General features: G+C 65.8%; 12 protein-coding genes and 1 pseudogene. 5 read left to right on the top strand and 8 right to left on the bottom strand.

Annotated features, from left to right (window positions below; genetic code table 11):
* Positions 1 to 131 precede the first annotated feature (131 nt).
* From istB to QR64_RS27495, 6 genes and pseudogenes are all read right to left on the bottom strand, one after another.
* Positions 132 to 914 (bottom strand): IS21-like element helper ATPase IstB, encoded by a 783-nt coding sequence (gene istB, locus QR64_RS03500; protein WP_039584129.1) that lies wholly within the window; start codon positions 912 to 914, stop codon positions 132 to 134.
* Positions 911 to 2491 (bottom strand): annotated as a pseudogene (gene istA / locus QR64_RS03495) (IS21 family transposase). The gene istB and the pseudogene istA overlap by 4 nt, the downstream one beginning before the upstream one ends.
* A 213-nt stretch (positions 2492 to 2704) precedes the next feature.
* Positions 2705 to 3994, bottom strand: coding sequence for an IS256 family transposase (locus QR64_RS03490; RefSeq protein ID WP_052227182.1), 1290 nt, complete (start codon positions 3992 to 3994; stop codon positions 2705 to 2707).
* Between the two features lie 24 nt (positions 3995 to 4018).
* Positions 4019 to 4696 carry a hypothetical protein gene (locus QR64_RS03485; protein WP_152640910.1) on the bottom strand — a complete coding sequence of 226 codons (678 nt, stop codon included), beginning with the start codon at positions 4694 to 4696 and terminating at the stop codon, positions 4019 to 4021.
* Positions 4697 to 4720: 24 nt separating this feature from the next.
* Positions 4721 to 5062 carry a helix-turn-helix domain-containing protein gene (locus QR64_RS03480; RefSeq protein ID WP_039584128.1) on the bottom strand — a complete coding sequence of 114 codons (342 nt, stop codon included), beginning with the start codon at positions 5060 to 5062 and terminating at the stop codon, positions 4721 to 4723.
* The gene (locus tag QR64_RS27495; protein WP_235366987.1) at positions 5059 to 6285 is read right to left on the bottom strand and encodes a tyrosine-type recombinase/integrase; all 1227 of its coding nucleotides are present in this window, start codon (positions 6283 to 6285) and stop codon (positions 5059 to 5061) included. The genes QR64_RS03480 and QR64_RS27495 overlap by 4 nt, the downstream gene beginning before the upstream one ends.
* Positions 6286 to 6509: 224 nt before the next feature.
* On the opposite strand from QR64_RS27495, the gene QR64_RS03470 reads away from it, so the two are divergent.
* The 3 genes from QR64_RS03470 to QR64_RS03460 all read left to right on the top strand — a co-directional run bounded on the left by QR64_RS03470 (position 6510) and on the right by QR64_RS03460 (position 8164).
* Positions 6510 to 6779: a type II toxin-antitoxin system Phd/YefM family antitoxin gene (locus tag QR64_RS03470; protein WP_039584126.1), complete on the top strand. Its 270-nt coding sequence runs from the start codon at positions 6510 to 6512 to the stop codon at positions 6777 to 6779.
* Positions 6776 to 7054 (top strand): type II toxin-antitoxin system RelE family toxin, encoded by a 279-nt coding sequence (locus QR64_RS03465; RefSeq protein WP_039584124.1) that lies wholly within the window; start codon positions 6776 to 6778, stop codon positions 7052 to 7054. Before QR64_RS03470 ends, QR64_RS03465 begins: the two co-directional genes overlap by 4 nt.
* Before the next feature lie 585 nt (positions 7055 to 7639).
* The gene (locus QR64_RS03460) at positions 7640 to 8164 is read left to right on the top strand and encodes a hypothetical protein (protein ID WP_152640909.1); all 525 of its coding nucleotides are present in this window, start codon (positions 7640 to 7642) and stop codon (positions 8162 to 8164) included.
* A 372-nt stretch (positions 8165 to 8536) separates the two neighbouring features.
* On the opposite strand, the gene QR64_RS03455 is transcribed toward QR64_RS03460, so the two are convergent.
* Together QR64_RS03455 and QR64_RS03450 are read right to left on the bottom strand one after the other, a co-directional pair.
* The gene (locus QR64_RS03455) at positions 8537 to 9145 is read right to left on the bottom strand and encodes a cadmium resistance transporter (protein ID WP_013471561.1); all 609 of its coding nucleotides are present in this window, start codon (positions 9143 to 9145) and stop codon (positions 8537 to 8539) included.
* Between the two features lie 171 nt (positions 9146 to 9316).
* The gene (locus QR64_RS03450; RefSeq protein WP_005148625.1) at positions 9317 to 9706 is read right to left on the bottom strand and encodes a heavy metal-responsive transcriptional regulator; all 390 of its coding nucleotides are present in this window, start codon (positions 9704 to 9706) and stop codon (positions 9317 to 9319) included.
* Between the two features lie 56 nt (positions 9707 to 9762).
* Here QR64_RS03450 and merA point away from each other — a divergent pair, with 56 nt between their 5' ends.
* Together merA and merB are read left to right on the top strand one after the other, a co-directional pair.
* Positions 9763 to 11166: a mercury(II) reductase gene (gene merA, locus QR64_RS03445; RefSeq protein WP_005148655.1), complete on the top strand. Its 1404-nt coding sequence runs from the start codon at positions 9763 to 9765 to the stop codon at positions 11164 to 11166.
* A 103-nt stretch (positions 11167 to 11269) separates the two neighbouring features.
* Positions 11270 to 11808: organomercurial lyase MerB (merB, locus tag QR64_RS03440; RefSeq protein ID WP_235366986.1), on the top strand; the 539-nt coding region annotated here is incomplete at its 3' end.

Below are 11808 nucleotides of genomic sequence, written 5' to 3'. Positions count from 1 at the left end.
AAGTCCAGGCACGAATCAACGCACTCTAAATCCGGAAGGGCCAGTTTGCGTAGGTGGTGCCAGGTGGCGAATCCGGTGTGTCAAGGGACAGCGAGATCTCCCTGTGGGCGGTCAGTTGATCTCCCTTCCGGTTAGGTCAGTGGGACGACGCCGTGTCCGGCGGTGGCTTCGGCCAGGCGCATCGAGGTGCCTTCGGTGGTGATGACGTGGGCGTGGTACAGGAGCCGGTCGACTGTGGCGGTGGCCAGGGTTTTGGGCATGAAGGTGTCGAATCCGGCGGGGTGGAGGTTGCTGGTCACGGCCAGGCTTCGGCGCTCGTAGGTGGCGTCGACGAGTCGGTAGAACGCCTCGGCGGCGGCTTGACCGGAGGGAAGTATGCCGATGTCGTCGACGACGATCAGTTCGGCGCGGGTGATGCGGGCGATGGTCTTGCTGATCGAGCCGTCGACGCTGGCCCGCCCGATTGCGGCGGTCAGTGACTCGAGGGTGAACCAGGCGACTCGCATTCCGGCGTCGATCACCTGGTGGGCCAGGGCTTCGACGAAGTGCGTTTTGCCGGTCCCGGAGGGGCCGCTGATGGCGAGGTTCTCGGCGCGGTGGATCCACTCCAGGGCGGCCAGTGCGGACTGGGTCGGGGCGGGGATCGAGGAGTCGCTCTCGCGCCACGAGGAGAAGGTCTTGCCGGCGGGGAGTCCGGCACTTTTGCGGCCTGCGGCTTTGGTGGCCTCGTCGCGGCCACGCGCTTCCTCGGCGAGGAGAACCCGCAGTACCTCAGTGGGGTCCCAGCGTTGGGCTTTCGCGGTGGCCAGCACGTCCGGGGCGATGGCCCGGAGGTAGGGCATGCGCATGCGCTTGAGGACCGCGGTCAGGTCTTCGGGCAGCGGCGGCGCAGCCATCGTTGGGGTGGCGGTCATGCGGTGGTCTCCTTGCCCGTGGTGGTGGTGCCGAAGTTGGCCCAGGTGGCGGTGCCGAGCTGGGCCGAGTGCGTTTCGTCGGCGACGACCAGGTCGGCGGCGGCTGCGCCGGTGGCTTGGTGGTCGACGATCGCGGCCACATCGCCTTCGGCGAAGCGCCCCGCCGCGGCGGCGATGCCGAGGGCGGCATCAACGTCGTCGGCGCCGACCAGTGCGGCCAGCTCGCAGGCGGCGGCCATCTTCGCCCGGATCCGGGAGACCCCTGCGGCGGAGGCCTCGATCAGCCACGCGTGCGCCCCGTCGCCGAGGGCGAGGAAGTCGCGTTCGGCCTGGCTGCGAGCTCGCGGCCGCGGCACTCGCGGGCCGCCGTCGGGATCCTGCGGGTGGTCGGGATAGTGGGACAGGTCGATGCTGGGTGTGCCCGGGGTGGAGAGCCGGTGGCGGGCGACCTCGACCAACCCACGTCGGTCGCCAGCCCAGTCCGGAACCTGCGGCAGGGCGTCGAGGTCGGTGATCATCACCAGCTCCACCCCGGCCACGCGGACCCAGACCTCGGCTCCGACCAGGCCCGGCGGGGTGGAGTAGCGCACCGACCCGAACCGCACCGTCTGATCGGTGTTCACCATCCGGGTCTGCCCCAAGGCGATGGTGTGCGGGGCGAGCGGAAGCACATGCAAACGATTGCGCTCTTGGGCCAGGGCCTCGTCCGGGATGCGCGCGGACTCCCGATGCACCCGGCCGTTGACCTTGCCCACGAACGCCTCGCACGCGGCCTCGAGCTCGGCGAACGAGCCGTACGCGCCGCGCAGATTCGCGTCGGTGGGAACCAGATCGGCCTTGGCAATCTTGACGGTCGCCTCGGTGCCTCCCTTGGATTCCGGGTCGAACGGCACGCAGGTGTGGACCTGCATGCCGTAATGGCGGCCGACTTCGACGATCTGCGGATGCCGCGCCGGCACGCCGGCCACGTGGTCGATCGAGACGGTCTTGGGGTTGTCGGTCAGCACGTACGTCGGGACCCCGCCAAGCCGGCGCAGCGTCGCATCCAAGCACGAAATCAACGTCGGTAGAGTCTGGTCCCAGACCGGGATCACCACGCGAAACCGCGACCAGGCCAGCCACGCGCAGAACAGCCACGTCCGGCGCAGGACCCCGTCCGGGCCGGGGACCTTCGGGCCCTCGCCCCAGTCGAACTGCAGCCACAGGCCCGGCTCGGTGATCCACGGCCGGTAGGTGCGCTGGTTCCCGGCCCGCCACGCGGCCTTGACCTGCGCAACCTACCGCCGGGTGGTCCGCTCGGTCCCGGCGAACCCCAGCGCCACCAGTCGCTCGTGGACCACATCGGCGCGGACCTTGCCGCCCGAGCGCTCGACCCACTCCTCAATCTTCGGCATATACGCATCGAGCATCCGCGGCCGCCGGCTCGGACCGGTCACCGGGGCCCCAGCGTCACGGGCGGCGACGTACCGCCGCACGGTCTTGGCATCCACTCCCGCCAGCTTCGCCGCCGAGTGCGCACTGCCTGTCGCATCGAACGCTTCCAGAATTTCCATGATCTCCCTGTCAGACTTCTTCATGCGCCCCTCCGGTGGGTAGCTGCTCGTGGTGGTAGAAGACCTCGAGCAAACACCGGAGGGGCGCCCATCTCGGGACCGACACGAGTCGATCCCATGGCCGCCGACAGGGAGATCAACTGTCCGTCAGCAGGGAAGTCCGTGTCCGCCTACAGGGAGACTGGCATGTCCGCTGGGTCTGTCCGTTAAACGGTGTGTGGGGCCCGGCGGTTCTCATTAGTGGATGGTTCTTTCGAGCCGTCCAGCGAAGGTGATCGCGAACGCGTTCAACGCAGGCTTCCACCTCATCACCCAGCGTGCGCGGCCCCCGCCCGTGGGGTCAAGGGACCGCGTCACCAAGTACAGGCACTTGAGCGCCGATGCCTCGTTGGGAAAGTGTCCTCGGGCGCGGACTGCCCGCCGATAGCGAGCATTGATCGACTCGATCGCGTTCGTCGTGCAGATCACCCGCCGGATCTCGACGTCGTACTCGAGGAACGGAACGAACTCCGCCCAGGCGTTCTCCCACAACTGCACGATCGCCGGATAACGCTCGCCCCACTCGGCGGCAAACTCGCTGAATCGATCCTTCGCGGCCTGCTCACTCGGAGCCGTGTAGACCGGCTTGAGGGACTTGACGATCGCATCGCGATGCTGCCGGCCGGCGTACCGGAAGCTGTTGCGGATCAGGTGCACGATGCACTGCTGAACCACCGTGTGCTCCCAGGTGGTGTTGATCGCCTCGGGAAGCCCTTTCAGCCCGTCACACACGGCGATGAACACGTCCTCGACGCCGCGGTTTTTCAACTCGCTGAACACCTGCAACCAGAACCGGGCGCCTTCAGCACCGTCGCCGGCCCAGATGCCGAGAATGTCGCGCTCACCGCTGACGGTCACGCCCATCACGACGTAGAACGGGGTGTTGCGCACCTGCCCGTCACGGACCTTCACCACGATCGCGTCGACGAAGATGACCGGGTAGATCGGATCCAGTGGCCGGGAGGACCACTCGGCAAGTTCGGCGGTCACCTTCTCGGTGATCCTGCTGATGGTGTCCTTGGAGACCTTCGCCCCGTAGACCTCGTCGAAGTGCGCGGCGATCTCACCGGTGGTCAACCCACGGGCGGTCAACGAGAGCACGATCTGATCGATCCCGTCCAGCCGGCGTTTGCGTTTCGGGACGATGACCGGTTCGAACGAGCCGTCCCGGTCCCGGGGAACTTCGATCTCGACCGGCCCGATCTCGGTCAGTACGGTCTTGGTGCGGGTCCCGTTGCGCATGTTCTCCGCGATCGGTGTTCCGCCGTGTTCGTGACCGAGATGCTCGGTCAGTTCTGCTTCCAGAGCGGTCTCGAGCACGCTCTTCGTGAGCTGGCTCAGCAGGCCTCCCGGCCCGACCAGGCTCACGCCCTGCTCCTTCGCCTGCGCGAGCAAACGCTCCGCGAACTCCTTCTGATCGATGATCTCCCCGGTCACGGGATCAATGATCGCCTCGCCCAGCACTTCTGTCGTGTCAGTCACGGTCATTTCCTTTCGGGTCAGACCGGACCTTCACACACCGTTTTCCGGACAGTCCCTGTCCGCTAGCACGGTGATGACCTGCTGCGATTGGCGAATTGGTGTGGAGGCGAGCTTCTGGTCGAGCCAGCTGGTGAAGCGGTCGAGGTTGCGGTCGTAGGGGGCAAGGATGCCGCAGCTGATGAACAGGTCCCGTAGGTGACGTGCGGTGCGTTCGGTGGGGTAGTGGGCGAAGCTGTCGTGGTTGATGGGCATGCGGTGTTGCGCGAAGCCGGCCAGGAGCTGGCGAACGTCTGGGTTGCGTAGCCAGATGAGCGCACTGCGGGGGTGGTCCTGGCTGGTCAGGGCGTCGAGTAGTGGTTGCAGCTCGGTCGAGACCAGCCCTGTGTCGGCGGTGGTGAGCAGGGCGGTCAGGTCGTCGGTGAGGCAGCATCGGGCGCAGAGTCCACGGCGGTGGGGTTCGTCTTGATCGCCGCATCTGGTGCAGGTCAGCCGGGGATCGTCGATTCCCGCGCAGTCGGTGCAGATGGCCTGGTTGCCGGAGAGTCCGGGGAGCAGCCGATCCGGGCTCTGGCAGCGGGGACAGGTTCCGCGCCGGCGGGTGGCCTGTTGGTAGCAGCGGCGGCAGACGAAGCCCTCTGGCCAGCGCACGCCGCGATGCTGGCGCTCGTCGTGGCACCGTGTGCAGTGGTACTTCGATGTGTCAGCCATGTGCGTGTCACCTGGGGCGGGTGTTTATGCGGGTGGGTCGGGTCGGTGGATGTGGGCTCGCTTCGGGCGCAGCGGGCTATCGGCGGTGGGGGAGGCGTCGGCGGCCGTGGCGGTGCGCCGCGAGGGTGTGGCGTCGACGCGGAAGTCGCAGAGGTCTTCGACGGTGCAGTCCAGGACGTGGCACAGGGCGCCGAGCAGGGCCAGCGGCAGGCGTTCTGGGGTGCGTCCGAGTAGGCGGTAGAGCTGCGAGGCGGAGAGCTCGATACCTATGTCGTGTAGCGGGGTGATCAGGTCCGACAGGTTGTGCATGCCGTGTTCGGTCATGATTTGGCGCAGTCGCCACTGGTAGGCGATCCGGTACTTCATGTCTCGTTCGTCCTTTCGGGCAGCCGGCCGGCTGCGGCGTGTAGTGCGGCGGCTACGACGCGGCTGCGGTAGTCGGGGGAGACGAAGGTGTAGAGGGAGGTGGTCGAGGCGTATTCGTGACCGACTTGCTCCTGGATGAAGCGGGTGTCGTAACCGGACTCGACCAGCAGCGTGACGTAGCTGCGGCGCAGGGAATGAAAGTCCAGGCCTCGGTCGGTCAGGCTGGCCGTGTCACAGAGGTCGGCGAAGCTATGGGACAGGGCGCCTTTCGATATCCGCTCGGATCGCTCGGTCGGAAACAACGCGGTCCCGGTGACCCGGTCGAAGCGGGTGCGTCCTTGGTCGATCCACTGCTCGAGGCAGTCGATCACCCACGCGGTCTCTGGGACGGTCAGTACGCCGCGTCGTTTGGCGGGGGATCCGTTGCCGGCCTTGCCGTATCGGACGTAGCAGACCCCGAACCGCCCGAACTGTGGTGCCCGCGGGTTTGGCCCGAAGTCGGTCAGGTCCAGCATGCGCACTTCGCCCCGGCGCAGGCCCCACGCGTAGGCGACCTTGGTGATTGTCGCGGTTCGAAACGCCACCATGGCTCCCTTCGCTCCGACGTGATAGCGGCGGGTGACCTGCTCGTCTGCGGTATCGCACAGATCTTGCAGCTCATCGGTGGTGTAGGCCCGTTTGCGTGGGTCGCCGGGTCCTTCGTGGACGTGGCGGGCCGAGTTCGCCTCGGTGATGATCTGTACGGGGTGCGTGGCGAACCGGTCCTGGCATTGCGCGGCCCACTCGTAGGCCGGGTCGAGCAGGTAGTCCATGAAGTGCCGCAGCGCACCTTGATAGCCCAGGACCGTGCTGTGGGCGATGCCGTGGACTCCGCGTAGTTCGGTGATCCAGTCATCGGCCATCGCGGGCGTCCAGGTCCAGGGGCCGTCGGCATCGCAGAAGTCCTGGAATCGCCGGATCGTCGCCACCCGCGCCGCCACCGTGCCAGCGGACAGGTTCCGCGCCAGCTGCTGGCGGGACCAGCCGGTGACCATCGCCTCGAACACCGACGCTTTTGGGCGCAGGACCGTGATGCCGTCGGCCAGGTGCAAGCGCGCCGACCCTGGAGGAAGATCCTGTTGCGACATCTCGCACCGCCCCATAATGGCTCGCGTTCTATGCGAAAGGATCGCACTTAACGCGAATTCGGGCAAGAGGTTGCAGGTCGCAGCGTTGCTCAACATTTCGCTCTCGAGCCGAATCTGGCCATCGTCAAGCAGCGGGTAGGTGTTTCGTCGCCGGCACTGTGCAGGTCACGCAGGGTAATTGCGTCAATGGGTGAGGGTGACGCTTGGGGAAGAGTCGAATTCGCAGAACCTACAACTCGACACCCTTTACTTTACATAATAATAGTTATCGGCCAAATATCAGGCTAGTCACAGGCCATAATCCAGGCTATGCTCGACGCATGAGGAATGTGCCGCTGAGTGAAGCCAAAGACAAGCTGTCGGCGCTCGTAGAGGAAGCCGACACGACGCACGAGATCATCCAGATCACGCGTCACGGACGGGTCGCGGCCGTGATCATGTCTGCCGACGACCTGGAGTCACTGAATGAAACCTTGCACGCGCTGCGCACACCTGGACTGGTCGAGGAACTTCGACAAGCCGATGCCGACTATGCGGCCGGCAACGCCGTGTCAGGTGCGGACCTGCGGCAACGGTACGGGTTGCGGTGAGCGAACCACAGCCATGGTTGGTTCAGCTGTCGCCGGGCGCGATGCGCGCGTTAGACCGCCTGCCACACAAGGTGTCCGCAGCGATGGCCGAGTTCATCACCGCCACCTTGCCCACAGATCCGTACCTCATGTCCAAGCCCTTGCGGTTCGAACTGGAAGGCTGGCGTGTAGCGCGGCGAGGAAGCTACCGGGTGACGTTTCGTCTACTCCCCGACGACCACACGCTTTACGTCGGCCGGATCGAGCATCGCGCACACGCCTACCGCACGCACTGAAACTGGGCCAAAACGTCACAGTGACGCAATGTTCGCGGGGGCGGCCGCGAGCTGTCGGCATGGCGGACATGCATGCCCGGTCTCCCAGCTGCCCGGGGGGCCTTCTCGCTACGCCTGGGGACAGCATGGCTTTCTCATTTGATCTGATGCAGATTTGTCGTTTACCGAGGTCTCGGGCTCGGTTGTCGGCAACGACCACTCCGAGTTGCACCAGATTCGATGAGAATCGAGAACGGACAGCGGCGTCAGCCGCCACCAGGGCACGCTGATGGGTTATCGTGTTGGGCAACGCCATTGCGCGCAGGCGGACTCCCTCGGTCGCGTTGCAGCTCCCGCCCACATCGGGTACTGCCACCGAAAGCATTCTCCGAGGACCAGACTCAACGGGTCACGCGCTCCCAACAAAGATCGTGTGTTGTTGATGTGGGCGACTACACACAGGTGTCTTTGAAGGGACTCGTGATTTCCATGGCGTCATCGAATGCACGCAAACGCGCAGCACGCGACCATCAACGACGGTTCCCAGGTACGCCGTATCCGGTGGCTCTGCGGGCCGTTTCGCACGCTGACAGTTCGCTACGGGTCGTGATCGGCGCGGACGCCGCCGGCCGGCCGTGCTGGGCTGATATCGAGGAGCTGGCGGGCGGGGGCGACGGCCCGCACGTGGCAGTGATCGGTGCGTCGCGGTTCGGGCGTTGCAGGGCGATCGAGCTTATGGTCGAGTCGATGGCCGCGCGGCCTCCTCGGCGTGGGGTTGAGGTGCTGACCACACAGGGGGAAGTTGGACAGGTCAACCACCTGATCGAGGAGCGAACGCGTACGTTATCACAAGCTGGGGCAAGGGATTTCGCTGAACTGCGCACGCCACGCACCGGTGAGCAGCGTGACCTGGGCCAGACCGTCCCTGCGGTAGTGGTGGTTGTCGACATTGACGATCAACTGATTGACGGCTTTCCGCCAGTTCTAACGCGCGAAGGCTATGTGGCACGAACGGAGTCCGAGGAGACGGTCTCAATGTTGAATCGTTTGCTGCGGCAAGGGCGGAGCTTGGATCTGCACACTGTCCTCATGTCCGTTCTCATTGAATCTGGGGCACATTTACTAGTCTGACCTGCATTGCCCCAGATTGGATGAGAATTTCGATCGCGACGTTTCTCATTGAATCTGGGGCTACCCTGCTTCCGCGCCCGGCTGCGAGCGCAGCAGGGTAGCCGGAATGGTCTCCTGTCGATTCCGTTGGCTCGGGTACGTCTTCGGTATAACTACTGTGATCGTGTCTCTCGTGACACACGATCATGATTCTGTGGTGCGCTCGCTCGTGTTGGTAGTTCGGGTGCCGGCTGCGGCCTTTGAGCACCTTGGCCACCGCCCGTTTTAGATTGTCATAGCGGATACGGGCCGGGACATCACCAAAGTGGTTGAACGCCAACACATGCCGATGCAGGAGCGCCTCCTGGCCCTGAGTGGTGAAGTTGCTCCGAGCTAGAGGGCGAACGCTCCGCCTTTGATGAGGATGAGGGCCCCGATTGTGATCAGTGCAACGGGCAGAACGATGTGGCCCCAGCGTGAGAGTGCTTTGGCGATGATCGGGTGGGAGGCGAAATATCGGCCGGCCGCGCACCAGATGGCCACACCGATGAGGAACACGATGATGTAAACACCGATGGTGGCGATCGTTGAGACGGCGAAGATCGGAACGTACACGCCGATGTTGTCGCCGCCGTTGGCGAAGGTGATGACTGCGACCTGCCAGGTGCCAGGCGTCAACAGTGTTGCGGGATCATCGGTCGGCGCCGGTTGGGTGCGGCGATCCCGCCAGGCCAGCCATGCCGCCCGCAGCCCCAACACGATGGGCAGCAGCCCGAAGTACGGCAGTGCGGCTGGAGGAAGCAGCGTGGCACCCAGGAGTGCGCCGCCGACCGAAACTGCCAAGATGGCGGTGAAGCCGAGGTACTGACCGGCGGTCACTCGGATGGCTGCGCCACGATGACCGGGCGCCTGGCCGAACATCACCGCGAGGACCACGATGTCGTCGATATTGGTGATGGCGAAGGTGGCGATCGCCTGAACGAGTGTGGCTGGGCTCAGCACGGCCAATGCGACCAGCTTCGAGTGAAATCCCACCGCATCGGGTGAGCCTACTGCTCAGCAGGCCCCGCGCTCCCGCGCACCAACGACCTCCAGTGGGGCGGAAATTCATGACGACTGCCGGGGTCAACGGACTTGACGAAATACATGCCTCCGGTGCCACGGAGGTGGCTCCTAGAGGTATCGACATACGTCATCGGCGCTGCATGATTCCGGGTCGACGCTTTCGGCGCCCTGCCGCAGCCGGGCGATGGTCTCGCGCAGTGCCACCAGTGCGCTGATCTGCTCGTCGAGGTCGGTCAGTCGGATGTCGAGCAGGTCGCGCACGTGCGTGCACGGCGCGTGGCCGCTGTCACGGATGTCGAGGATCTGCCGAATCTGGGCGAGGCTGAACCCGGCGGCCTGTCCCCGTCGGATGAAGCCGACCCGGGCGATCGTGTCGGCGGCATAGTCGCGATACCCCGCCGGGGAACGTTCGGCGGGCGGGAGCAGGCCTTCGTCTTCGTAGTAGCGCAGCGTCGCGGTGGTGGCCCCGGTCGCCTCGGCGAGCTTCCCGATTCTCACGATGTCTCCTCAGAACACTTGACCTTCAAGCCTACTTGAAGGTCAAGGATGGGTGCATGAGTCAGGGATTGGACCTCGCGGTCATCGGTTCCGGCGGCGCGGCGATGGCCGCGGCGATCCGCGCTACCGCGCTCGGCAAGTCCGTCGTCATGATCGAGCGCGGCATCTTCGGTGGCACGTGTGTCAACACCGGCTGCGTGCCGTCAAAGGCCCTGATCGCAGCGGCCGAGGCCCGGCATACCGCAGCCGACACTGCCCGGTTCCCGGGGATCGCCACCACGGCCGGCCCGGTGGACATGGCGGCCCTGATCGCCGGCACGCACGATCTGGTGGAGTCGCTGCGCTCAGAGAAGTACCTCAACGTGGCCGAATCGTATGGCTGGCAGCGCATTCAGGGCCAAGCGCGGTTCGCCGGAACCCCGGACGCGCCCGTCATCGAGGTCGGCGATGCCACCATCGAGGCCGAGCACTACCTGATCGCCACCGGCGCGAACCCAGTCATCCCGCCCGCATTCGAGGGCGTCGCCTACCTGACCTCGACCACCGCGATGGAAGTCACCGAGGTCCCGGAGTCGCTGCTGGTGATCGGCGGCGGCTACGTCGCGTTGGAGCAGGCGCAACTGTTCGCCCGGCTCGGGTCAACGGTGACGGTGCTGGTCCGCTCCACGCTGGCATCGAAGGAAGAGCCGGAAGTCGGCATGGCGCTGCTGGAGGTGTTCGCCGACGACGGCATCCGGGTGGTGCGCCGCGCCACGGTGAGCGAGGTCGAGCAGGCCGACGATCAGGTCACGGTCACCGCGACCATCACCGGCGGAACGCAGCAGTTCCGTGCCGCGAAAGTCCTCGTCGCCACCGGCCGCCGTCCGAACACCGACGGCCTGAATCTCGAAGCGGTGCAGGTCAAAACCGGCGAGAACAACGAGGTCGTGGTGAGCGACGGGCTGCAGTCGTCGAACCCACGGATCTGGGCGGCCGGCGACGTGACCGGGCACCGCGAGTTCGTCTACGTCGCCGCCCATCACGGCGCGATGGTCGCCGACAACATCTTCACCGACGCCGGCCGCAGGGTCGACTACCGCCATCTGCCCCGCGTGACGTTCACCAGCCCCGCGGTCGGTGCGGCCGGGACGACCGAGGCCGAGCTCCTCGCCGCCGGGACACGGTGCGACTGCCGGGTGCTGCCGCTAAAACATGTGCCGCGTGCGGTGGTCAACCGAGACACCCGCGGTTTCATCAAACTCGTCGCCGACGCCGGCACCGGCCGCATCCACGGCATCACCGCCGTCGCCAAGGATGCTGGCGAGATCGCCGCCGCCGCGGTCTACATCCTCGACGCCGCGATGACCGTCGACCAGGTCGCCGGGTCCTGGGCCCCGTATCTGACCATGGCCGAAGGCATCAAAATCGCCGCCCAGTCCTTCAGCGCCGATATGTCCCGACTGTCCTGCTGCGCATCCTGACGCATGGCTCACTCGAAAGGTTCCTGATGCCCAATTTCCTTGACCGCCTGACCATTCCGGAAGAGTCCGGGCTCGACCCGNCGCCGCCGGCGAGCCGGTCACCGTGGAGGCGCTCGCCGCGGCCGTCGGCCTCCCGGTTGACGAGGTGACCCGGCGTCTGGCCGCGGTACCCGACACCGAATACGACGAGCAGGGCCGCATCGTCGGCCAGGGCCTGACCCTGCGCCCGACCCGCCACCGATTCACCGTGGCCGGCCAAGAGCTCTACACCTGGTGCGCCCTGGACACCCTCATCTTTCCCACCATCCTGGACCGGCCCGCCAGCATCGAATCCGAATCACCCGTCAGCGGGCACCCGATCAGGGTCTCGGTCGGCGAAAACGGTGTCACCAGCGTGCAGCCCGAGACCGCGGTGGTCTCGCTGGTCAACCCCGACGACCTCACCTCGATCCGGTCCTCATTCTGCAACCAGGTGCACTACTTCACCTGCGCGCAGGACGCCGCGCCGTGGCTCGCCGAGCACCCCGAAGGTCAGATCGTCAGCGTCGCTGAGGCCCACCAACTCGGCGCAGCCCTGACCACACAAATCCTTACCCTGAACCATCCCGGGTCTCATGCACACATTGTCATTTGTGTGCGACC

Source organism: Rhodococcus sp. Chr-9 (genome assembly GCF_000801125.1).
GTDB lineage: Bacteria > Actinomycetota > Actinomycetes > Mycobacteriales > Mycobacteriaceae > Rhodococcus > Rhodococcus pyridinivorans.
Note: the sequence above shows the minus strand (reverse complement) of the source record. Positions and strands in the feature narration are given on the sequence as shown.